Here is a 22,027-nt window from a genome sequence, read left to right on the forward strand (position 1 = left end):
TCCGGTGAGGCGGGGAAGGAGTCCGAAGTGTCGTCACGTCCGCGTGGCGCGGCTGGTTCGGCCGGGGAGCGCGAGCTCCTGACGGCCGGCGATGTCGCGCGCACGATCGCCCGAATGGCCCATCAGGTCATCGAAAAAACCGCGAACGGTGCGGAAAGCACTACCCCGCCCGTGTTGCTCGGGATCCCGTCCCGCGGTACCCCGCTCGCCGTCCGGCTGGCCGACAAGATCGGCGAGTTCTCCGGGGTCCGCCCGCCGACCGGCGCCCTCGACGTCACCCTCTACCGGGACGACCTCCGCCGCCGCCCGCCGCGCGCTCTCGAGCAGACGCAGCTGCCCACCGACGGCATCGACGACCGCGTCGTGATCCTGGTCGACGACGTGCTCTTCTCCGGCCGGACGATCCGGGCCGCGCTCGATGCCCTCCGTGATCACGGCCGTCCCCGCGCGGTGCAGCTCGCCGTGCTGGTCGACCGCGGTCACCGGGAGCTGCCGATCCGCGCCGACTACGTGGGCAAGAACGTCCCGACCGCGCGCACCGAGGGCGTGTCCGTCCTGCTGGCCGAGATCGACGGCCGCGACGCGGTGCTGCTGCGCCCCGCCGAAGTCACGGGAGAAGAGTCTTGAAGCACCTGCTCGCCACCGACGGGCTCGACCCGGCGCTGGCCACCGCCGTGCTCGACACCGCCGACGAGCTGAAGCACACGCTGCTCGGCCGCGAGGTCAAGAAGCTGCCGACGCTGCGCGGCCGCACGGTCATCACGCTGTTCTACGAGAACTCGACCCGCACCCGGGTGTCGTTCGAGATCGCCGGGAAGTGGATGAGCGCCGACGTGATCAACGTCTCCGCGTCCAGCTCCTCGGTCAACAAGGGCGAATCGCTGCGGGACACGGCCCTGACGCTGGCCGCCGCGGGCGCCGACTGCGTGATCGTCCGGCACCCGGCCAGCGGCGCCGCCCAGCGGCTCTCGGAGTGGCTGGCCGAGCCCGGCACGTCGGTCGTCAACGCCGGTGACGGCACCCACGAGCACCCGACGCAGGCGCTGCTCGACGCGGCGACCCTGCGCGAACGTCTCGGCTCGCTGAAGGACCGCCGGATCGCCATCGTCGGGGACGTCCTGCACAGCCGGGTCGCCCGCTCGAACATCCACCTGCTCTCGGCCCTCGGTGCCGAAGTGGTGCTGGTCGCGCCGCCGACGCTGCTGCCCTACGGCGTCGAGAGCCTGCCGGTCACCGTCTCGCACGATCTCGACGCCGAGCTGCCCGCCGTCGACGCGGTGATGATGCTGCGGGTCCAGGCGGAGCGGATGCACGGCGGGTTCTTCCCGTCCGCCCGGGAGTACTCCATCGCGTACGGCCTCTCGGAACGGCGGCAGAAGCTGCTGCCGGACCACGCGGTCGTCCTGCACCCCGGCCCGATGCTGCGCGGGATGGAGATCGCTTCGGCGGTCGCCGACTCCCCGGCCTCGGCCATCACCGAACAGGTCCGCAACGGCGTCCACGTGCGCATGGCGGTCCTCTACCACCTCCTGGCCAGCGAAGGAGCCGCCGCGTGACCACCGTGATCAAGGGCGCCCGCCCCTACGGCGAGGGCGACCCGGTCGACGTCCTGATCGAGGACGGGGTGATCACCGCGATCGGCGCCGTCCAGGTTCCCGAAGACGCCGAGGTCGTCGAGGCGGCCGGCCAGGTGCTGCTGCCCGGCTTCGTCGATCTGCACACCCACCTGCGCGAACCCGGCCGCGAGGACACCGAGACCATCGACACCGGCTCGGCCGCGGCAGCGCTGGGCGGCTACACCGCGGTGTTCGCCATGGCCAACACCGACCCGGTCGCCGACAACGCCGTGGTCGTCGACCACGTGTGGCGGCGCGGGCAGGAGGTCGGCCTGGTCGACGTCCACCCGGTCGGCGCGGTCACCGTCGGGCTCAAGGGCGAGAAGCTCGCCGAGCTGGGCACCATGGCGAATTCCCAGGCCCGGGTCAAGGTCTTCTCCGACGACGGCCTCTGCGTCGCCGATCCGCTGCTGATGCGCCGGGCGCTGGAGTACTCGACGGCGCTGGACGCCGTCATCGCGCAGCACGCCGAGGAGCCGCGGCTGACCGTCGGTGCCCAGGCCCACGAGGGCGAGCGCGCGGCCCGGCTCGGCTACACCGGCTGGCCGGCCGCCGCCGAGGAGTCCATCGTGGCCCGCGACTGCCTGCTGGCACTGCACGCGAACGCGCGGCTGCACGTCTGCCACGTCTCGACGTCGGGGACGGCGGACGTGCTGCGCTGGGCGAAGGACCGCGGCACGAAGGTGTCGGCCGAGGTCACGCCGCACCACCTGCTGCTCACCGACGAGCGCCTGGCCACCTACGACCCGGTGAACAAGGTGAACCCGCCGCTGCGCACCGCGTCCGACGCCGAAAAGCTGCGGGCCGCCTTGGCCGACGGGACCATCGACTGCGTCGCCACCGACCACGCCCCGCACGCGGTGCAGGACAAGGACACCGAGTGGAGCGCGGCCCGGCCGGGCATGCTCGGGCTCCAGACAGCCCTTTCGATCGTGGCCGAAACGATGGTCCGCACCGGCCTGCTCGACTGGCGTGGCGTCGCCCGGGTGCTGAGCGAGCGGCCCGCCGAGATCGGCAACCTGGCCGACCAGGGCCGGCCGATCGCGGTGGGCGAGCCGGCGAACCTCACGCTGGTCGACCCGGACGCCGAGTGGACGGTCCGGGGTGCCGAGCTGGCCAGCATCGCGGCCAACACCCCGTACGAGGGAATGCGGCTCCCCGGTGTGGTGACCGCGACCCTGCTGCGCGGGCGGCTCACGGCGCGGGACGGGAAGGTCTGCTGATGGAGCGCTTCTGGCTCGTGCTGGCGATCGTCGCCTTCTTCCTGCTCTGCCTCTGGGGCATGTACGTCGGCTGGCGGCGTAAGTCCCGCTCGCAGAGCGCCCAGGTGCCGCCGTTCCCCGCCATCCCGCCGGACGCCGGCGAGGTGCTGCTGGAATCGACCGGCGTCTACCTGGCGACGACGGTCGCGGGGGAGTGGCAGAACCGGATCGTCACCCGCGGCGCGGGTCTGCGCACCGGCGCGGTTTGGCGCCTGCACGGCGCGGGTATCGCGGTCGAACGCGGGGGAGCGCCCGACTTCTGGATCCCGCGCGACGCGGTCACCGGCGTCCGGCGCGACACGAAGATCGCCGGGAAGGTGATGGGCACGGACGCGCTGCTGGTGCTCACCTGGCGGCTCGGCGACGCCGAGCTGGACACCGGCTTCCGCGGCGACGACCTCGACGACTATCCACAGTGGATCGAACAGATCCAGATCAAGGGAGGTGCCCAGTGAACGCGCGCGCTCAGGCCGCACTGGTACTCGAAGACGGCCGGGTGTTCCGCGGCGCTGCCTACGGCGCGCAGGGGCGAACCCTCGGCGAGGCGGTGTTCTGCACCGGCATGACCGGCTACCAGGAGACGCTGACCGACCCGTCCTACCACGGCCAGATCGTGGTGCAGACGGCGCCGCAGATCGGCAACACCGGCTGGAACGACGAGGACGACGAGTCCTCGAAGATCTGGGTCAACGGCTACGTCGTCCGCGACCCCGCGCGCACGCCGTCCAACTGGCGCGCCAAGCGCACGCTGGACGAAGAACTGGTGCGCCAGGGGATCGTCGGCATCGCCGAGGTCGACACCCGGTCGCTGACGCGGCACCTGCGCGAGCTGGGCGCGATGCGCGCCGGCGTCTTCTCGGGCGACGCGCTGGGCACCGTCGACGACATGGTCGCCGAAGTCCTGGCCAGCCCGAAGATGGAGGGCGCCGACCTGGCCGGCCAGGTCACCACGCCGAAGCCGTACGTGGTTCCCGCGGAGGGCGAGACGCGCTTCCGGGTGGTCGCGCTGGACCTGGGCATCAAGTCCAACACCCCGCGCCAGATGGTCAAGCGCGGCATCGAGGTGCACGTCCTGCCCTCGACGTCGACGCTGGAGGAGCTGCTGGCGGTCGAACCGCACGGCGTGTTCCTCTCCAACGGCCCGGGCGACCCGGCCACGACGACGCACGCCACCGAGCTGACCAAGCAGGTCCTGGGCCGCGAGATCCCGTTGTTCGGCATCTGCTTCGGCAACCAGGTCCTCGGCCGCGCGCTCGGCCTGGGGACGTACAAGATGCGCTACGGCCACCGCGGCATCAACATCCCGGTGATCGACGTCGCGACCAAGCAGGTCGCGATCACCGCGCAGAACCACGGCTTCGCCCTGGAAGGCGAGCCCGGGCAGCGCTTCGAGTCGCCCTTCGGCGCGGCTCAGGTCAGCCACTACTGCGCCAACGACGGCGCGGTCGAGGGCCTGCGGGCCTTCGACGTCCCGGCGTTCTCGGTGCAGTACCACCCCGAAGCCGCCGCCGGCCCGCACGACGCGGCCCCCCTGTTCGACGATTTCGTTTCGCTCATGGAGAAGAAGGCCTGATGCCGAAGAGGACGGACATCCAGCACGTGCTGGTGATCGGCTCCGGGCCGATCGTGATCGGGCAGGCCGCGGAGTTCGACTACTCCGGGACCCAGGCCTGCCGGGTGCTGCGCAGCGAAGGCCTGCGCGTCTCCCTGGTGAACTCGAACCCGGCCACCATCATGACCGACCCCGAGTTCGCCGACGCCACCTACATCGAGCCGGTGACGCCGGACTTCGTGGAGAAGGTCATCGCGGAAGAGCGCCCCGACGCGCTGCTCGCGACCCTCGGCGGGCAGACCGCGCTCAACTGCGCCGTCGCGCTGCACGAGCGCGGCGTGCTCGACAAGTACGGCGTCGAGCTGATCGGTGCCGACATCGACGCCATCCAGCGTGGTGAGGACCGGCAGAAGTTCAAGGACATCGTGCGCACGGTCGGTGCCGACGTCCCGCGCTCCCGCGTCTGCCACGACATGGACGAGGTCCGCGACACCGTCAAGGAGCTCGGCCTGCCGGTCGTCATCCGGCCGTCGTTCACCATGGGCGGGCTCGGGTCCGGGATGGCGCACACGCCGGAGGACCTGGAGCGGCTGGCTTCCACCGGGCTCGCGGAGTCTCCCGTCACCGAGGTGCTCATCGAGGAGAGCGTGCTCGGCTGGAAGGAGTACGAGCTCGAGCTGATGCGCGACAAGAGCGACAACGTCGTGGTCGTCTGCTCGATCGAGAACGTCGACGCGATGGGCGTGCACACCGGCGACTCGGTCACCGTGGCGCCGACCATGACGCTCACCGACCGCGAGTACCAGGTGATGCGCGACGTCGGCATCGCGGTGCTGCGCGAGGTCGGCGTGGACACCGGCGGCTGCAACATCCAGTTCGCGATCAACCCGGCCGACGGCCGGATGGTCGTCATCGAGATGAACCCGCGCGTGTCGCGAAGCTCCGCGCTGGCGTCCAAGGCGACCGGCTTCCCGATCGCCAAGATCGCCGCGAAGCTCGCCATCGGCTACACCCTCGACGAGATCCAGAACGACATCACCGGCGAGACGCCGGCGTCGTTCGAGCCCGCGCTCGACTACGTCGTCGTGAAGATGCCGCGGTTCGCCTTCGAGAAGTTCCCGGGTGCCGACCCGACGCTGACCACGACGATGAAGAGTGTCGGCGAGGCGATGTCGTTCGGCCGCAGCTTCCCCGAGGCGCTGGGGAAGGTGATGCGGTCGATCGAGACCAAGGCGACCGGGTTCTGGACGCTGCCCGATCCCGAGGGCGTCACCCTGGAGTCCACTTTGGACTCGTTGCGCACGCCGCACGAGGGCCGGCTGTACGAAGTGGAGCGTGCCCTGCGGCTCGGCGCCACCGTCGAGCAGGTCCACGAAGCCTCCGGCATCGATCCGTGGTTCATCGACCAGATCGCCCTGATCGGCGAGGTCGGCGCCGAGGTCCGCGACGCGCCGGTGCTGGACGGCGACCTGCTGCGCCGCGCCAAGCGCACCGGGCTCTCGGACCGTCAGATCGCCGCGCTGCGGCCGGAACTGGCCGGCGAGGACGGCGTCCGCGCGCTGCGCCACCGCCTCGGCGTGCGGCCGGTGTTCAAGACCGTCGACACCTGCGCGGCCGAGTTCGCGGCCAAAACCCCTTACCACTACTCGGCTTACGAGTCCGACCCCGACGCCCAGTCCGAAGTGGCCGTCCAGTCGGACAAGCCGAAGGTGCTCATCCTCGGCTCCGGCCCGAACCGGATCGGGCAGGGCATCGAGTTCGACTACTCCTGCGTGCACGCGGCGATCGCGTTGCGGGAGGCCGGGTTCGAGGCCGTCATGGTCAACTGCAACCCGGAAACCGTGTCCACCGACTACGACACGTCCGACCGGCTGTACTTCGAGCCGCTGTCCTTCGAGGACGTCCTCGAGGTCGTGCACGCCGAGCAGGCGTCCGGCACGGTCGCCGGCGTCATCGTCCAGCTCGGCGGGCAGACGCCGCTGGGCCTGGCGAAGCGGCTCGCCGACGCCGGGGTCCCGGTGGTCGGGACGCCGCCGGAGGCCATCCACCTGGCCGAGGACCGCGGCGCGTTCGGCGAGGTCCTGACCGACGCCGGGCTGCCCGCGCCGCGCTACGGGACGGCGACGTCCTTCGAGGGCGCCAAGCGGATCGCCGACGAGATCGGCTACCCGGTGCTCGTGCGGCCGTCGTACGTCCTTGGCGGGCGCGGCATGGAGATCGTCTACGACGAGGAGACCCTGGCCGGCTACATCCGTCGCGCCACCGAGGTCACCCCCGAGCACCCGGTGCTCGTGGACCGCTTCCTCGACGACGCCATCGAAATCGACGTCGACGCCCTGTTCGACGGCGAGGAGCTTTACCTCGGCGGCGTCATGGAGCACATCGAGGAGGCCGGCATCCACTCCGGCGACTCGTCGTGCGCGCTGCCGCCGATCACGCTCGGCCACACGGACCTGCAGGCCGTCCGCCGCTCCACCGAGGCGATCGCGCGCGGTGTCGGCGTGCGCGGGCTCCTGAACGTCCAGTACGCGCTCAAGGACGACGTCCTGTACGTCCTGGAGGCCAACCCGCGCGCGTCGCGCACGGTGCCGTTCGTGTCCAAGGCGACGGCCGTGCCGCTGGCCAAGGCCGCCGCGCTGATCATGACCGGCTCGACGATCAAGGACCTGCGCGAGAGCGGCGTCCTGCCGGCCGACGGCGACGGCGGGCGGATGCCGGCCGACTCGCCGGTCGCGGTCAAGGAAGCCGTGCTGCCGTTCCACCGCTTCCGCACGCCGGAAGGCCACGGCGTGGATTCCTTGCTGGGCCCGGAGATGAAGTCCACCGGCGAGGTGATGGGCGTAGACGTCGACTTCGGCAAGGCGTTCGCCAAGTCCCAGAGCGGCGCGTACGGCTCGCTGCCGACCTCCGGGCGCGTGTTCGTCTCGGTCGCCAACCGCGACAAGCGCTCGCTGGTGTTCCCGGTGAAGCGCCTGGCGGACCTCGGGTTCGAGATCCTCGCCACGTCCGGCACCGCGGAAGTGCTGCGGCGCAACGGGGTCGCGTGCACCGTGGTGCGCAAGCATTACGAGGGCTCGACCGAAGCCGAGCCGAACATCGTGGACGTCATCCTCGACGGCGGTGTCGACATGGTGATCAACACCCCTTACGGGAACAGCGGTCCGCGCGTCGACGGCTACGAAATCCGCACCGCCGCGGTGTCGCGCGACATCCCGTGCGTGACGACCGTGCAGGGCGCCGCGGCGGCCGTGCACGGCATCGAAGCGCTGATCCGGGGCGACATCGGGGTCAAGTCCCTGCAGGAGCTGCAGGCGGCGCTGAAGGCGCAGTCGTGAGCACGCGGGAGCGGTTCGGGGCGCGGCTGGCGAAGGCCGTCGCGGCCCGCGGCCCGCTGTGTGCGGGGATCGACCCCCACCCGGGCCTGATCGAGGCCTGGGGGCTCCCGGTGGACGCTTCGGGCCTGGAACGGTTCGCGCTGTCCGCCACGGAGGTCCTGGCGGCCCGCGCGGCGGTCGTGAAGCCGCAGTCGGCGTTCTTCGAAAGTTTCGGGGCGGCCGGCGTGCGCGTGCTGGAGCGGGTCGTCGAGACCGCCCGTGAGGCGGGCGCGCTGGTGCTGCTGGACGTCAAGCGCGGTGACATCGGCTCGACGATGGCGGCGTACACCGCGGCATACGTGGCCGACGGGGCGGCGATCGCGGCCGACGCGATCACCGTTTCGCCGTACCTCGGGTTCGGCTCTTTGGCCGAATGCGCCGAAACGGCCGTCTCCGCGGGGCGCGGCATCTTCGTGCTTGCGCGGACTTCCAACCCCGAAGCGGCCGCCGTGCAGAACGCGAAGCTGCCCGACGGGCGCACGGTCGGGCAGTCGATCGTCGATTCCGCGGCGGCGCTCAACGCAGCCGCGGCACCGCTCGGCGATGTAGGGGTCGTCGTCGGGGCCACCATCGCGCCGGGCGACCTGGACCTCTCCGGGCTGAACGGTCCGGTGCTGGCACCCGGTTTCGGGGCCCAGGGAGCCACTGTGGCCGATTTGAAGGCGCTTTTCGGAGCGGGACTGCCAGGCGTGCTGCCCGCGTCGTCCCGGGACATCCTGAAGCACGGTCCGGAGCAAGCGGCTTTGCGCCAAGCGGTCGAACGGGTCGCCGAAGTGCTGGCCGACCCGCAGGAAAACGGCCAATAGCAGGGGCCGGAACGGGCCCCCACCAGGCACCCCCGCATTGTGGCCGGTGCTCACGGGTGGGTACCGTCGCGTCACCCACCCAGATTTGAGAACTACCGGAGGAAAACGTGGCACTTCCCCAGCTGACAGAGGAACAGCGCGCTGCGGCGCTGGAGAAGGCCGCCGCCGCCCGCCGCATCCGTGCTGAGCTGAAGGAGCGGCTGAAGCGGGGCGGTACCACTCTGGTCGACGTGCTGAAGCAGGCCGAGGAGAACGAAGTCCTCGGCAAGATGAAGGTTTCGGCTCTGCTCGAGGCCCTCCCGGGCGTCGGCAAGGTCCGCGCGCAGCAGACCATGGAACGACTGGAGATCGCCCCCAGCCGTCGCCTTCGCGGCCTCGGCGACCGGCAGCGCAAGGCGCTGCTGGCCGAGTTCAGCGGCGAGTGAACGGCGCCGGTCGTGACTACCCGGTGAACCCGGGCACCGACCGCGGCAGTGAGCCGGTGGCGGGGGACCTCCCCCGGCACCGGCTCACCGTCGTATCGGGGCCTTCGGGGGTCGGGAAGTCGAGCGTGGTGGGCGAGCTGCGGAAGCTGGAGCCCGACGTCTGGTTCAGCGTCTCGGTCACCACGCGCAAGGCACGCCCCGGCGAGGTCGACGGGGCGCACTACCACTTCGTCGACCGGGCGGAGTTCGACGCCATGGTCGCCGACGGCAGGCTGCTGGAGTGGGCCGAGTTCGCGGGCAACCGCTACGGCACGCCGCGCGAGCCCGTCGAGAAGGCCCTCGCCGAGGGCCGCCCGGCCGTCCTGGAGATCGAGCTGCAGGGCGCCCGCCAGGTCCGCGCGGCCATGCCGGAGGCCCGGCTGGTGATGCTGATGCCGCCGTCCTGGGAGGAACTGGTCGGCAGGCTCACCGGGCGCGGCACCGAAAGCGAGGCCGCGGTGCAGGCCCGGCTGGCCGAGGCGGAGCGCGAGCTGGCGGCGGCGGGGGAGTTCGACCACCGCGTCGTCAACGCCGACGTGCGGGAGGCGGCCGAGCACTTGCTAAACTTGATTACTGATCAGTCTTCCGAAGATGTGGAGCACCACGAGTGACCAGCCAAGTGGCCTTGACCGAAGAGCTCGAGGGCATCACCAACCCCCCGATCGACGACCTGCTCGAAAAGGTCAGCTCGAAGTACGCGCTGGTGATCTACTCGGCCAAGCGCGCCCGCCAGATCAACGACTACTACGCCCAGCTGGGCGAGGGCCTGCTCGAGTACGTCGGCCCGCTCGTCGAGCCGGGCCCGCGCGAGAAGCCGCTCTCGATCGCGCTGCGCGAGATCCACGGCGGCCTGCTCGAACACACCGAGGGTGAGTAAACCCCGCGTCGTCCTGGGCGTGGGCGGCGGGATCGCCGCCTACAAGGCCTGTGAGGTCCTGCGCGGGCTGACCGAGTCCGGTCACGACGTCCGCGTGGTCCCCACCGAAGCCGCGCTGAACTTCGTCGGCGCGGCCACCTTCGAAGCCCTCTCCGGGCACCCGGTGCACACGGGTGTGTTCACCGAAGTGCCCGAGGTCCAGCACGTCCGCGTCGGCAAGGAGGCCGACCTCGTCCTGGTCGTCCCGGCCACGGCGAACCTCCTCGCCAAGGCCGCCCACGGCCTCGCCGACGACCTGCTGACCAACACCCTGCTCACCGCCCGGTGCCCGGTCGCCTTCTTCCCGGCGATGCACACGGAGATGTGGGAGCACCCCGCGACCCGCGCCAACGTGGCCCTGCTGCGCTCGCGCGGCGCGATCGTCACCGAGCCCGACTCCGGCCGGTTGACCGGCGTCGACACCGGCAAGGGCCGGCTGGCCAACCCCGCCGAGATCGTCGACCTCGCCCGGCTGCTGCTGGCCCGCCCGGACGCCCTCCCGCGCGACCTCGAAGGCGTCCGCGTCGTCGTGTCCGCCGGCGGGACGCGCGAGCCGCTCGACCCGGTCCGCTACCTCGGCAACCGCTCCTCCGGCAAGCAGGGCTACGCGCTGGCCCGCGTCGCCGCCCAGCGCGGCGCCGAGGTCACCCTGGTCACCGCGCACACCGTCGCGCTGCCGGACCCGGCGGGCGCGACCGTGCGGCACGTCTCGACGGCCGAGGAGCTGCGCCAGGCGGTGCACGCGGCGTCCGAGAGCGCCGACGTCGTCGTGATGGCGGCCGCCGTCGCCGACTTCCGGCCGGCGAACCGGGCCGACCACAAGATCAAGAAGTCGGACGACCAGCCCGACCCGGTGATCACGCTCGACCGCAATGCCGACATCCTCGCGGAACTGGTGCGAAACCGGCGTCCCGGACAGGTCGTCGTGGGATTCGCCGCGGAAACCGGCGACGAGCACGGCGGCGTCCTCGACCACGCCCGCGTGAAGCTCAAGCGCAAGGGCGCGGATCTGCTGGTCGTAAACGCCGTCGGCGACGGCAAGGCATTCGGCACGGAGGACAATTCGGGCTGGCTGCTCGGGTCCGACGGCACGGAAATCCCCATACCTCTCGGCGCGAAGGCTGAACTGGCGTCCACTCTGTGGGACGCTGTTGTGAGCTTCATGAAGCGTTGACCGTCCTCCGAGCGATAGTCAGTACGCTTGCACAGGTAAGGGGTGCCTAACTTTCGGGGCATCCGACGACAAGGTGAGGAAGTGACGGCCACCGTGACCGCGTCTAGCAGCAGATTGTTCACCTCGGAGTCGGTGACCGAAGGGCACCCCGACAAGATTTGCGACGCCATCAGCGACTCGATCCTCGACGGCCTGCTGTCGAAGGACCCCCGCAGCCGCGTCGCGGTCGAGACCCTGATCACCACCGGCCAGGTGCACGTCGCCGGCGAGGTGACCACGGAGGCGTACGCCGACATTCCCACGATCGTCCGCGACGTCATCCTGAAGATCGGCTACGACTCCTCGGCCAAGGGCTTCGACGGCAACTCGTGCGGCGTCAACGTCGCGATCGGGTCGCAGTCGCCCGACATCGCCCAGGGCGTCGACACCGCCTACGAGTCCCGCGTCGAGTCCGACGAGGACGAGATCAACCGCCAGGGCGCCGGCGACCAGGGCCTGATGTTCGGCTACGCCTGCTCGGATACCCCCGAGCTGATGCCGCTGCCGATCGCGCTGGCGCACCGGCTGTCCAAGCGGCTGACCGCGGTCCGCAAGGACGGCGTGCTGCCGTACCTGCGCCCGGACGGCAAGACGCAGGTCACCATCGAGTACGCCGGCGACCAGCCGGTCCGCCTCGACACGGTCGTCGTGTCCTCGCAGCACGCCGACGGCATCGACCTCGAGCGGATGCTCAGCGTCGACGTCAAGGAGCACGTCGTCGGCCCCGAGATCGAGGGCCTGGGCATCGACACGGCGAACGCGCGCCTGCTGGTCAACCCGACCGGCCGGTTCGTGATCGGTGGCCCGATGGGCGACGCGGGCCTGACCGGCCGCAAGATCATCGTCGACACCTACGGCGGCATGGCCCGCCACGGTGGTGGCGCGTTCTCGGGCAAGGACCCGTCCAAGGTCGACCGGTCCGCCGCGTACGCGATGCGCTGGGTGGCCAAGAACGTCGTCGCCGCGGGCCTGGCCCAGCGGACCGAGGTCCAGGTCGCGTACGCAATTGGCAAGGCAGCTCCGGTCGGCCTGTTCGTCGAGACGTTCGGCACCGAGACGGTCGACCCGTCGAAGATCCAGCAGGCCATCACCGAGGTCTTCGACCTCCGGCCGGCGGCGATCATCCGCGACCTCGACCTGCTGCGCCCGATCTACGCCCCGACGGCGGCGTACGGCCACTTCGGCCGGCCCGAGCTCGACCTGCCGTGGGAGAGCACCGCCCGCGCCGAGGCCCTCAAGGCCGCGGCCGGCGCCTGACGCACGATCCGGTGAAGGCCACCTCGAAGCTCTTCGAGGTGGCCTTCCTCGTGTCCGGGGTGTCGGAGGGGTCTGGTAGAGATCGTGGCGTGAGTAGCTCCGAGCCCGCCGCTCTCTGGGACCTCCCGGAGACGCCGCCCGCACCCAAGGCGGCCCCCTCGCGTGCCCGGAAACCGCCGAAGCCGGGAGCCAAGACCAAGGGCGCGCAAAAGCCCGCGCCCGAGCGGCCGGTCGCGCGGATCGTCGTCGACATCCCGCTCGCGCACCTGGACCGCACGTTCGACTACCTCGTGCCGGAGAAGCTGCACGAGACCGCCGTGCCCGGGTGCCGGGTGCGCGTCCGGTTCGCCGGGCAGCTGGTCGACGGCTACCTGATCGAGCGCGGCGAGACCAGCGACTACGGCAGCAAGCTGGCGTTCCTCGACCGCGTCACCTCGCCGGAGCCGGTCCTGCCGCCGTCGTTGCACGCGGTCTGCCGTGCGGTCGCCGACCGCTACGGCGGCACGCTGTCCGACGTCCTGCGCCTGGCGATCCCGCCCCGGCACGCGAAGGCCGAAGGAGAACCGCCCACGGCACCGGCGGCCGCTCCCGGCGAGCCCGACACGACGGCCTGGGCGCGCTACCAGCGTGGTCCGGCGTTCCTGGAGGCCCTGGGGGAGGGCAAGCCCGCGAACGCCGTCTGGCAGGCCCTGCCGAGCGAGGACTGGCCGCGCCGGCTGGCCGAGGCCGCCGGGGTCGTGGCCGCGGCCGGCCGGGGCGCGGTGCTGGTCGTGCCGGACCACCGGGACCTGACCCGGGTCCACGAGGCGTGCGCGGCGGTCGTGGGGGAGGACGCCGTCGTGGCGCTGATCGCCGGGCTCGGGCCCGCCGAGCGCTACCGCCGCTGGCTGGCGGTGCTGCGCGGGGCGGTGCGGGTGGTGGTCGGCACGCGGGCGACGATGTTCGCGCCGGTCCACGACCCCGGCCTGTTCGTGGTCTGGGACGACGGCGACGACCTGCACCTCGACCAGCACGCGCCGTACCCGCACGTGCGGGACGTGCTGATGGACCGCGCGCACGCGGCGAAAGCGTCCCTGCTGGTCGGCGGGTTCGCCCGGACGGCCGAGGCGCAGCTGCTGGTCGAGTCCGGCTGGGCGGCGCCGGTCCTGGCGGACCGCACGGTGCTGCGGGCCGCGGCGCCCCGCGTGACACCGGTCGGCGAAGACTTCGACGTGGCCCGCGACGAGGCGGCGCGGGTGGCGCGCCTGCCGGCGGTGGCGTTCGAAGCGGCGCGCCAGGCGTTCGCGGCGGGCCACCCGGCGCTGGTCCAGGTCCCGCGGCGCGGGTACGTCCCGGGCTTGGCGTGCGGGAACTGCCGTACGCCGGCCCACTGCCGCCGGTGCGCGGGGCCGTTGGCGTTGCCCGGCGGATCGGTGGACGGGCAGCCGAAGCCCCCGGCGTGCCGCTGGTGCGGCGTCCCGGAGACGGCGTTCCGCTGCACGGCCTGCGGCTCGGTCCGCCTGCGCGCGGTGATCGTCGGGGCGAAGCGGACGGCGGAGGAGCTGGGCCGGGCGTTCCCGGGCATCCCGGTCCGCACCTCGGGCGCGGCGGAGGTGCTGTCGTCGGTACCCGGGAAGCCGGCACTGGTGGTGTGCACACCGGGGGCGGAGCCGGTGGCCGAGGGTGGCTACGGCGCGGCGCTGCTGCTGGACGGCTGGGCGTTGCTGGGCCGTCAGGACCTGCGGGCGGGCGAGGAGACGCTGCGCCGCTGGATGGCGGCGGCGGCGCTGGTCCGCCCGGGTTCGTCCGGCGGCCGGGTGATCGTCGGGGCGGAGGCGGGGCTGGCGGTGGTCCAGGCACTGGTCCGCTGGGACCCGGCGTGGCACGCGGGCCAGGAACTGGCGGAGCGGCGCGAGCTGGGTTTCCCCCCGGCGATGCGGATGGCGAGCGTGGAGGGCAGCCCGGACGCGGTCGCCGGGCTGCTGGCGGACCTGCCGTTGCCGCCGTCGGGCGAGGTGCTCGGTCCGGTGCCCCTCGGCGAAATCGACGACGAGGGCAACGCTTCGCGCGAACGGGCTTTGGTCCGGGTCGCGCGTTCCGAGGGAAAGGCGTTGTCGTCGGCGATCCACGCGGCCGCGGCCCGGCGGGACGCGAAGAAGGCGACGGAACCGATTCGCATTCAGCTGGATCCGCTGGACCTCATTTAGCGACCGCCGGCGCATCGGTCGTCTGCGTTAACTGGATCGTGACAGCACGACGACGCCGGGGCAAAGGACGGCACCGATCCTGGCCGCATGACCGAAACCGAGGGCCAGCCGAAGTCCGCCGGGCGTGCCAAGACCTCGATCACCCGTGAACTGGTCGAACTGGCCGCTCTCTTCATCGCCACCGGCGTCGCCGATCTGTTCGTCAGCACGTTGTCGCACAACCGGGTCGGGCCGGTCGTCCTGTTCGCGCTGGGCGGGCTGCTGGTCCTCACCGCGGCCTGGCGGCGGTCGTGGGCCCACCGGGCACCGGTGCGCCGTGCCGTGGCCGCGCAGCCGCCACCGACCGGGATGGCGTGGCGGGTCCGGGCCACGGTGCGGGACGTGCCCGGGAGCCTCGCGGGCGTGACGGCCGCGTTGGCGGCGCACCGGTTCGACATCGTGGCGCTGCAGGTGCTCACCGTGCCCGACGGTGTGGTGGACGAGTTCCTGGTCCGCGCTCCGGACGGGGCGACCGCGGCGGACATCGCCGCGGTCGTCGAACTGGGTGGTGGCCGGGAGGTGCGGGTCGTGCCGGCGGACGCGCACGAGTTCGTCGACCTGCCGACGCGGGTGTTGACGATCGCCGCCCGGCCGGAAGCCGATCTGACCGCGCTGCTGCGTGCGGTGCTGGGTGACTGCGAAGCCGAAACGAAGCCTCCCGCGGGCCGCCGGAGGTCCGGTGAGGGTTTCGCCGGGACGTCGATGCGGCTGGTGGACGCCGAGGGCCGTCAGGTGGTGGTGACGCGGCCACTGTTGCCGTTCACCCCCGCGGAGTTCGCCCGGGCCGGGGCCGCGCTCGATCTCCACCGCCGGCTCGTGCGAAGCCCGGCACCGGATGCGCTTTAGCCCTTGGCCAGCACCTCGAGCAGCGCCGCCGAGAACTCCTTCGGTTTCTCGAGGTGCGGGCTGTGCCCGGCGTCGGCGATGACCACCTCGCGGTAGTCGCCGCCCGCCGCCGCGTAGCGGTCGAGGACCGCTCGGGTCTGGGTGACCATCGGCTGCGCGGGACGGGTGGCCTCGCCGGGCCAGCCGGGCACCGCGCCCAGCCGGCCGAGGTGGGCGAGGTCGAACATGGACGTGTCGGACACGATCTGGTCGTCGGCTCCGCGCACCCAGAGGATCGGGGGCTTGGGCTCGATCGCGTCGAGGTCGTCGAGGCGGAAATGGCCGGGCGCCATGGTGTTGAGCACGCCGCGGGTGCCCGGCGCGACGCCCGGCCACGCGTCGGTCGTGGTGAAGTCGCCGGGGTAGTGGTCGTCGCCGACCCGGGTGGTGAGCATCGACTCGACGAGGTCGTCGAGGCGGGCGGGGTGGAACGGCGGTTTGACGTAGAAGGCCAGCAGCACCTGTCGCGGGGAGAACGGCGACTCGTCCGAGGTGTCGCCATCCTTGAGCCGGGCGACGAAGTCCGGGTTGGCGCCACCGCCGCCGGAGCCGGCGCCCGCCGGGTCGACCAGCTCGCCGTCCGCGCCCTTGGTGCCGCCGTAGCCGTAGGGCGAGACCGGGTTGACCAGTGTCACGGTGCGCGCGAGCCCGGTGTGCTCGCGCAGCAGCTGCAGCACCACGCCGCCGCCCATGCTCCAGCCGACCAGGTGCGCGGCGCCGACGCCCAGCGCGGCCAGAGTGGCGACCACGTCGTCGGCGTAGTCGCGCACACCCCGCGTCGCGTCCACCGGCAGCGGGTCGGTGCCGCCGAATCCGCGCAGGTCCACCGCGATCGGGCGGTACCGCCGCGGCAGGTCGAGCATCGACTCCTGCCAGAAGGCCGAGGACGAGATGTTGCCGTGCACGAACACGACCGGCTCGCCGTGCTCGCGGCCGGCCACCTCCAGCACGTGCGTGGTCAGCCGATCGGTCGGCACCTTCGCCGAAGTGATTCCGTCGAGGAGTGTGGTCACTGTCGTCCCTTTCACGCCAGCCAGCTCGTCACCTGGGACATCGACGCCGACGCCCAGCCCAGCTGCAGGTGGTTCACCGAACCGATCAGCGCCGTCGCGGCGAGGTGGCCGATGCCCGTGCTGTCCAACGCGCTGGCCACGAACACGATGCCGTCGCTCGGGCCGCGGTTCTCGTTGAACACGCCGACGATGGTGGGCGAGCCGCCGGCCAGCAGGTACACCGAGACGCTTGGCGGGGTGCCGGCGGACTGGATGGCGGAGATCATCGACCCGGCGTCGATCGCGGCCTGGATGCCCGTCCCGTCGGTGTAGAAACCCTGGCCGCCGTAGTAGGTCGTGTACCAGTCCTGCTGCGAGCCGTCCACGCCGAACGTGCCGTCGAAGCGGGCCAGCATCTGCCGCTGCCCGGGGTAGGTGTCCCAGCCGGCGGTCGGGGTGATCGACAGTTCCGGGTGGTAGGTGTACGCGCCGTAGCACGTCATCCTGGTGTGCGGGCTCGGCGCGTTGATGCCGACGCCGCACTCCGGCCAGATCGACAGGTCGTGCGCGTAGCCGTGCGCGAACGGGTAGTCGTAGCCACCGTTGGGCCCGCCGAGGGTGATCAGCTTGCGCACGTCGCCGGCGTAGGCCCGTCCCCACGGCGGCTTCACCGAGGACACGTACATCCGGGTGGACAGCTCGCCCTTGCTCCAGCCGACCAGATCGACCTGGCCCACGCCCAGCCGTGACTTGATCAGCGCGATCGCGTCACCGACCTGCTGCGCCTGCTGGCGGTTCTCGCCCTGCTTGTGCGCGAAGCCGATGGCGAACACCCGGTACCCGCGCGAGCTGAGGTACTGCATCAGCCCGGTCGACGGGCACGTCGCCGAACCGCATCCGAAGCCGCCGGACTCGTTCGGATTGGCCCACGCCCGGTCGGGGTTGTCGTTGGCACCGTGGACCAGCAGCACCGGCGTGGCCTTCGCGCCGGTCGACCAGCCGGGTGCGGAGTACAGCAGGAACCGCGACGAGGACGGCCGCGCCACCCCGCCGAAGAACGTCAGCCGCTGCCCGTCCTGGTTGCCCCGTCCGTCCGGCGGGTACTGCTCGTCGGCGAATCCCGGGGTGGTGTCGCGGTAGCGCTCCACCTTGTCCCATCCATTGGCGACGGTGCTGAACGTCGCCTCGTTGGTCAGGTAGGCGGGAGCGGCCGCGGCAACCGGCAGAGCCGGCGCGGCGACCTCCAGACCGACGACGACGGCGGCAGCGGCCACCAGGCTGAGCAGGCGCACGACGGGCTCCTCACGACACCGGGAGAACTCCGCAACTATCGGCCACCGGGCGCGCCGGGGCAATGTGCGTCGGCCACGTCCCGCGCGCCTCGGACATGGTCGTGGGCACCACATCGAGGGATACCCGGTCGTTGTCAAGAAGAACGCAGGGTGCGCAGCCCGGTGCGGATTTCGCTGACGAGGATCTCGGGCTGTTCCAGAGCCGCGAAGTGCCCGCCCTGGCCCGCCTCGCCGTAGTGGATCAGATTGCTGTAGGTGTCTTCGATCCAGCTCCGCGGCAGGCGTGGGATGTCCCTCGGGAAGACGGTCACCGCGACCGGAAGCGTCACCTTCGGGCCGGCGAAGGTGAGCGTTTTGTTCTCCCAGTAGATGCGCGCGGACGACGCTGCGCTGTTGGTGAACCAGTAGAGGGAGATCGCGTCGAGCATGTCGTCCATGCCGAGGGCGTCCTCGGCGAGCCCGCGATTGTCGGTCTTGGACTGGAACTTCTCGTAGATCCAGGCAGCCTGACCGGCGGGGGAGTCGGCCAGGGCGAAGCCGACGGTCTCCGGCTTCGTGCCCTGGAGGTGGTTCGACCCACCGAGTTCGCCCGTGTAGAGAGCAAGGGTCTCCACGGCGTGGCGTTGTTCGGGCGACAGGGTGTCGGGGATCCGGGCGGGAAAGGCGTACTGGGTGTTCAGGTGAATTCCGAGAAGCCCCTCGGGTCGCGCGGCCCCGAGGGCGGTGGTGACGACGGCACCCCAATCGCCGCCTTGCGCGGCCCAGCGCGAGTAGCCGAGACGCTTCATCAGCTCCACCCACGCGCCGGCGATGCGCGACACGGTCCACCCGGTCTCCGTCGGCTTCTGCGAGAACCCGAACCCGGGGAGCGACGGAATGACGACGTCGAACGAATCGGCGGCGTCTCCGCCGAACGAGACCGGATCGGTCAGCGGGCCGATCAGCTTCAGGAACTCGACGATCGAGCCCGGCCACCCGTGCGTGAGCAGCAGCGGCAGCGCGTCGGGGTTCTCGGACCTGACGTGGATGAAGTGGATGTCCAGCCCGTCGATCTCGGTCAGGAACTGGGGGAAGCGGTTGAGCCCGGACTCGAAGCGCCGCCAGTCGTAGCCGCGCTCCCAGTAGCCGACCAGGGATCTGGCGTTCGCGACGCGCACCCCTTGCGACCAGTCGTCCACCGTTTCCGGGGCGGGCCAGCGGGTTCTGGCCAGTCGCTGCTTCAGGTCGTCGATTTCCGGGTCCGGGATCGAGACGGTGAACGGGCGGACGAGGGTCATGGCCTTCTCCTTCGGAGTGCACAACCCTTCGTTGCACACTGCTGTGCAATCTACTTCGATTGCACACCGGTGTGCAACAATGCTGCCGTGCCCACCGAGTCCTCCCGTGCGCGCTCGACGAACGAGACCCGCGATCGCATCCTCGGCGTCGCCCTCGACGTGCTGGGAGACAACCCCGATGCCGGAATGGGCGACATCGCCGCCGCCGCCGGTGTCGTCCGCCGCACCGTCTACGGCCACTTCCCCTCGCGCCTCGACCTGATCCGGACGCTGACGGAACGGGCCGTCACCGAGATGACCGCCGTGCTCACCGAAGCCGACGCTTCCCCCGCGGAAGCGGACGCGACGTGGGTCGGCTTCGTCGCCCGCGTCTGGCCGGTGGCGCACCGGTACCGGGTGCTGCTGGCGCTGCGCCGCGGCGAGTACGGCGAGGCGATCCACGGCCTGCTCGGGCCACTCGACGAGCTCCTCGCCGATCTCGTGCGACGGGGTCAGGACAGCGACGTCTTCGCACGGCACCTGCCGGCGGGTGTGCTGAGCCAGCTCGCCTACGGCGCCGTGTTCGCCATCGCGGACAGCGAACTGCCGAACGGGACCCCCGGCGCCCGGGCGGCGACGATCACGAGCCTGCTGCTGCTGGGGGTTCCCGAGTCACGGGCACTCGCTCTCGTGGACGACCGGCTCTGACCGCAGCCGGTTACCGCGAAGTGCGCTCGCCGGCGTCGGCGAACGTGCGGTGGTGTGCGAGAGCGGCGATCGCGAAGGCCAGGTGCACCACGGCCCAGCTGTGGTCTCGACGGTGCAGCACCTGCAGCAGGTCGAGCGTGGCGTCGTTGGTGCTGCGGCCGTGCCGACGGGCGGTGACGATCTCCCGGATCAGTTCGTCGAGGTTTCGCTGGAACTCATTGAAGGGTTCTGCTTTCCGTGTGCCGTGGTGGGGATCGCGAAGCATGTGACCGAGGGTGACATGTCCGGACCGTCCGTCATGGCTGCGACGCGCCACAACCCCCCGCCCGGGGGGTAGCCGGTACGGACGGCCGTCCAGGGCAGCGGTGGCTCAACCGTCGTAGCCGCGCTCGGCGTCATCGTCGTCGCGCCCGCCCGGTTGCTCGCCGCGTTCCTCGCCGCCGAGGAAGGTTTTCGCCCGGTCCGCGATCTCGTCGATCTTGTCGGCGTGATCGCCGAACCGCGATTTCACGAACTCGGCGGCTTGATCGACGTTGTCGCCGTTGGCGACGTTCTTGAGTTCGTCGAAGTCGATGCCCATTGCTGCTCCTCGAATCCGCCGGGGTTGGCGCACCCAATCAAAGGTGCTGTGCGGCACCCCGCAACTCGGACCGGACGGCAGGGTGAAGAGCGCGGCCCGCCGTAGGTGATCGGCGCCCGCGAAGCTATGCTGTCGCATTTTTCCGCGCCGGCCGGATGTCGTTCATTTCGAATTTCGCCGTGGAACGGTGCCGGGTGATCCCTCACGTGGGTGGAACCGCGGCGCCTGCACCGCCTGGGCCGGCGGCGGGACGGAACCCGTTGCCGGTGCCGGGTTTTCCTGGTGGGAGACGGCGAGCTGTGTTCATATCCCTGGCATCAGCCGACGCAAAAAGGGAGTTCGAATTCATGCGCGGCACAATTGCCCGGACGGCGGCGTGCTGGCCATCGTGGCGTGCCTGGTCACCGCGTGCGGCTCGGCGGCGCGACCGACACGGCACCGCGCGGACCGGACCTCGGCTCGTCCGAAGGCGCAGTGCCTCGTCGGGTGCCGGGGCGCCGAGTTCGCCGAGGCAGGGCACCGGAGCCCCGGCCCAGCAGGTCACGGCGTCGATCGCGCAGGCGACGCAGGCGCTCGGCGAGATCGCCAAGGCGCTCCAGGGCAACCAGGTGAAGATCAGCGTTGCCACCCACGCGGGTTACCCCGACGCGGACCAGGCCAAGGCGCTGTCCGAGAAACGTGCTGAGGCGATCTCGTCGGCTCTCGAGGGGCTCGGCGTGAGCAAGGACCGGGTCGCGCGGGACGCGACCGGTCCGGCGCTCGCACCGCCATGACCGGCCAGGGTCTCGTGCCGTTCCCGCCTCGCGCGACCGCCCTGTTCCGGTCGCCGGCCGACGAGTTCGACGTGGTCGACGCGCGCGACGACCCGTCCGCGGAGTTGCTGAACCGGGGCGCGAGCACGTGCGACGACGTCTTTCTCGAGCTGCCCGCACCGGCGGCGCGGAGGGAAGCGCGAGAGTTCGTGTTGTGCGTGCACTCCGACATCGGCACCACCCCACCGGACCTGCTGGTGGACGTCCTGCGGGCGTGGGAGGTCGACCCCCGGCGGCTGACGGTCGTCGAAGGCATCCCGCGGGTGGACCGGACCGTCCCGGCTCTGCTGGAGTCCGAATTGGACCGTTCCGAGTTCCTTGGCCTGATCGACCTCGGCTCCGGCTGGACGCTTTCGGACGCCGACGGCACGGCCCAGCCTGCCGGCGTCGGCTTCCCGCCGCACGTCCTCCGGCACTGCCGCGCTCGGAAACGCGCGGTCGCCGACGCGGTCTACGGCACACGGCCCGCCATGGAAGTCGAACCGGCGCCCGTCTCGTTGGCGTGTCGGCTGACCCCGCGATCCCGCCGGCTGCTCACGCCGGCGCGCCGAAGTCAAGAACACGACCGCCAGGCAAATACGTGACTCACTCCAACGGGTAACGAGCCTGCCGGGGCCGCTAGGCTGACGTGGGCGGACGGGTCTCGCGGTACCGCCGTCCACGCGCGGCTCGTGGCACATATTTCCGGCCGCCCCGCCGTTTTCGGCCCTGACGCAGGGCGGATCACCGCGCTCGCCGGGGGCGGGGAGCATTCGGTAAAGAGCTGTCAACAGCAGCGTCATCCATCGGTCATGTGGTCCCGCACCATTGGCCGGAC

At 71.4% G+C, this 22,027-nt stretch carries 22 protein-coding genes; 17 read left to right on the top strand and 5 right to left on the bottom strand.

Going from position 1 to position 22,027, the window contains the following annotated elements; translation table 11 throughout:
• The first annotated feature begins 27 nt into the window (after positions 1-27).
• The 14 genes from pyrR (at position 28) to AB0J40_RS02840 (ending at position 15,531) form a co-directional block, all read left to right on the top strand.
• A complete protein-coding gene (gene pyrR, locus AB0J40_RS02775) occupies positions 28-627 on the top strand; it encodes a bifunctional pyr operon transcriptional regulator/uracil phosphoribosyltransferase PyrR (protein WP_364446517.1) in 600 nt (199 codons plus the stop codon).
• Positions 624-1,556 (top strand): aspartate carbamoyltransferase catalytic subunit, encoded by a 933-nt coding sequence (locus tag AB0J40_RS02780; protein ID WP_086841743.1) that lies wholly within the window; start codon positions 624-626, stop codon positions 1,554-1,556. The genes pyrR and AB0J40_RS02780 overlap by 4 nt, the downstream gene beginning before the upstream one ends.
• The gene (locus AB0J40_RS02785) at positions 1,553-2,839 is read left to right on the top strand and encodes a dihydroorotase (RefSeq protein ID WP_364446519.1); all 1,287 of its coding nucleotides are present in this window, start codon (positions 1,553-1,555) and stop codon (positions 2,837-2,839) included. Before AB0J40_RS02780 ends, AB0J40_RS02785 begins: the two co-directional genes overlap by 4 nt.
• Complete coding sequence (locus tag AB0J40_RS02790; protein ID WP_364446521.1) at positions 2,839-3,333, top strand: transporter; 495 nt, start codon at positions 2,839-2,841, stop codon at positions 3,331-3,333. Before AB0J40_RS02785 ends, AB0J40_RS02790 begins: the two co-directional genes overlap by 1 nt.
• A complete protein-coding gene (carA, locus tag AB0J40_RS02795) occupies positions 3,330-4,451 on the top strand; it encodes a glutamine-hydrolyzing carbamoyl-phosphate synthase small subunit (RefSeq protein WP_364446524.1) in 1,122 nt (373 codons plus the stop codon). Before AB0J40_RS02790 ends, carA begins: the two co-directional genes overlap by 4 nt.
• Positions 4,451-7,765 carry a carbamoyl-phosphate synthase large subunit gene (carB, locus tag AB0J40_RS02800; protein ID WP_364446527.1) on the top strand — a complete coding sequence of 1,105 codons (3,315 nt, stop codon included), beginning with the start codon at positions 4,451-4,453 and terminating at the stop codon, positions 7,763-7,765. Before carA ends, carB begins: the two co-directional genes overlap by 1 nt.
• Positions 7,762-8,610 (top strand): orotidine-5'-phosphate decarboxylase, encoded by an 849-nt coding sequence (pyrF, locus tag AB0J40_RS02805; protein ID WP_364446530.1) that lies wholly within the window; start codon positions 7,762-7,764, stop codon positions 8,608-8,610. Before carB ends, pyrF begins: the two co-directional genes overlap by 4 nt.
• A 107-nt stretch (positions 8,611-8,717) precedes the next feature.
• The gene (gene mihF, locus AB0J40_RS02810) at positions 8,718-9,035 is read left to right on the top strand and encodes an integration host factor, actinobacterial type (RefSeq protein ID WP_003096398.1); all 318 of its coding nucleotides are present in this window, start codon (positions 8,718-8,720) and stop codon (positions 9,033-9,035) included.
• Positions 9,032-9,685, top strand: a complete 654-nt coding sequence (gene gmk / locus AB0J40_RS02815) for a guanylate kinase (protein WP_364446533.1) — start codon at positions 9,032-9,034, stop codon at positions 9,683-9,685. The genes mihF and gmk overlap by 4 nt, the downstream gene beginning before the upstream one ends.
• Positions 9,682-9,951 carry a DNA-directed RNA polymerase subunit omega gene (gene rpoZ, locus AB0J40_RS02820; protein ID WP_072480291.1) on the top strand — a complete coding sequence of 90 codons (270 nt, stop codon included), beginning with the start codon at positions 9,682-9,684 and terminating at the stop codon, positions 9,949-9,951. Before gmk ends, rpoZ begins: the two co-directional genes overlap by 4 nt.
• Positions 9,944-11,164, top strand: a complete 1,221-nt coding sequence (coaBC, locus tag AB0J40_RS02825) for a bifunctional phosphopantothenoylcysteine decarboxylase/phosphopantothenate--cysteine ligase CoaBC (RefSeq protein WP_364446535.1) — start codon at positions 9,944-9,946, stop codon at positions 11,162-11,164. The genes rpoZ and coaBC overlap by 8 nt, the downstream gene beginning before the upstream one ends.
• A 93-nt stretch (positions 11,165-11,257) precedes the next feature.
• Complete coding sequence (gene metK / locus AB0J40_RS02830) at positions 11,258-12,460, top strand: methionine adenosyltransferase (protein WP_364447295.1); 1,203 nt, start codon at positions 11,258-11,260, stop codon at positions 12,458-12,460.
• Between the two features lie 89 nt (positions 12,461-12,549).
• Entirely contained in the window at positions 12,550-14,646 is a 2,097-nt protein-coding gene (locus AB0J40_RS02835; protein ID WP_364446538.1) for a primosomal protein N', read from the top strand.
• An 87-nt stretch (positions 14,647-14,733) separates the two neighbouring features.
• On the top strand, positions 14,734-15,531 hold the full coding sequence (locus AB0J40_RS02840; RefSeq protein WP_364446539.1) for a hypothetical protein: 798 nt from the start codon (positions 14,734-14,736) through the stop codon (positions 15,529-15,531).
• On the opposite strand, the gene AB0J40_RS02845 is transcribed toward AB0J40_RS02840, so the two are convergent.
• From AB0J40_RS02845 to AB0J40_RS02855, 3 genes are all read right to left on the bottom strand, one after another.
• A complete protein-coding gene (locus AB0J40_RS02845; protein WP_364446541.1) occupies positions 15,528-16,583 on the bottom strand; it encodes an alpha/beta hydrolase in 1,056 nt (351 codons plus the stop codon). The genes AB0J40_RS02840 and AB0J40_RS02845 overlap by 4 nt on opposite strands.
• Before the next feature lie 11 nt (positions 16,584-16,594).
• Entirely contained in the window at positions 16,595-17,854 is a 1,260-nt protein-coding gene (locus AB0J40_RS02850) for a lipase (RefSeq protein WP_364446543.1), read from the bottom strand.
• Between the two features lie 134 nt (positions 17,855-17,988).
• Positions 17,989-19,131, bottom strand: coding sequence for an epoxide hydrolase family protein (locus AB0J40_RS02855; protein ID WP_364446546.1), 1,143 nt, complete (start codon positions 19,129-19,131; stop codon positions 17,989-17,991).
• Positions 19,132-19,218: 87 nt separating this feature from the next.
• On the opposite strand from AB0J40_RS02855, the gene AB0J40_RS02860 reads away from it, so the two are divergent.
• Entirely contained in the window at positions 19,219-19,818 is a 600-nt protein-coding gene (locus tag AB0J40_RS02860; protein WP_364446548.1) for a TetR/AcrR family transcriptional regulator, read from the top strand.
• Positions 19,819-19,828: 10 nt separating this feature from the next.
• On the opposite strand, the gene AB0J40_RS02865 is transcribed toward AB0J40_RS02860, so the two are convergent.
• Positions 19,829-20,083: a hypothetical protein gene (locus tag AB0J40_RS02865; RefSeq protein ID WP_364446551.1), complete on the bottom strand. Its 255-nt coding sequence runs from the start codon at positions 20,081-20,083 to the stop codon at positions 19,829-19,831.
• Between the two features lie 105 nt (positions 20,084-20,188).
• On the bottom strand, positions 20,189-20,398 hold the full coding sequence (locus AB0J40_RS02870) for an Rv0909 family putative TA system antitoxin (RefSeq protein ID WP_364446554.1): 210 nt from the start codon (positions 20,396-20,398) through the stop codon (positions 20,189-20,191).
• A 347-nt stretch (positions 20,399-20,745) separates the two neighbouring features.
• Between AB0J40_RS02870 and AB0J40_RS02875 the strand changes: the two genes are divergently transcribed.
• Together AB0J40_RS02875 and AB0J40_RS02880 are read left to right on the top strand one after the other, a co-directional pair.
• Positions 20,746-21,171: an OmpA family protein gene (locus tag AB0J40_RS02875; RefSeq protein ID WP_364446557.1), complete on the top strand. Its 426-nt coding sequence runs from the start codon at positions 20,746-20,748 to the stop codon at positions 21,169-21,171.
• Positions 21,168-21,794, top strand: coding sequence for a hypothetical protein (locus AB0J40_RS02880; RefSeq protein ID WP_364446559.1), 627 nt, complete (start codon positions 21,168-21,170; stop codon positions 21,792-21,794). Before AB0J40_RS02875 ends, AB0J40_RS02880 begins: the two co-directional genes overlap by 4 nt.
• Positions 21,795-22,027 lie beyond the last annotated feature (233 nt).

Source organism: Amycolatopsis sp. NPDC049691, from assembly GCF_040675005.1.
Taxonomy (GTDB): Bacteria; Actinomycetota; Actinomycetes; order Mycobacteriales; family Pseudonocardiaceae; genus Amycolatopsis.

Coding starts and splice junctions, on each gene's coding strand:
- AB0J40_RS02790 (WP_364446521.1), top strand. CDS start 2,839: ATGGAGCGCTTCTGGCTCGTGCTGGCGATCGTCGCCTTCTTCCTGCTC.
- carB (WP_364446527.1), top strand. CDS start 4,451: ATGCCGAAGAGGACGGACATCCAGCACGTGCTGGTGATCGGCTCCGGG.
- AB0J40_RS02840 (WP_364446539.1), top strand. CDS start 14,734: ATGACCGAAACCGAGGGCCAGCCGAAGTCCGCCGGGCGTGCCAAGACC.
- AB0J40_RS02855 (WP_364446546.1), bottom strand. CDS start 19,131: ATGACCCTCGTCCGCCCGTTCACCGTCTCGATCCCGGACCCGGAAATC.
- AB0J40_RS02865 (WP_364446551.1), bottom strand. CDS start 20,083: ATGCTTCGCGATCCCCACCACGGCACACGGAAAGCAGAACCCTTCAAT.
- AB0J40_RS02870 (WP_364446554.1), bottom strand. CDS start 20,398: ATGGGCATCGACTTCGACGAACTCAAGAACGTCGCCAACGGCGACAAC.
- AB0J40_RS02875 (WP_364446557.1), top strand. CDS start 20,746: ATGCGCGGCACAATTGCCCGGACGGCGGCGTGCTGGCCATCGTGGCGT.
- AB0J40_RS02880 (WP_364446559.1), top strand. CDS start 21,168: ATGACCGGCCAGGGTCTCGTGCCGTTCCCGCCTCGCGCGACCGCCCTG.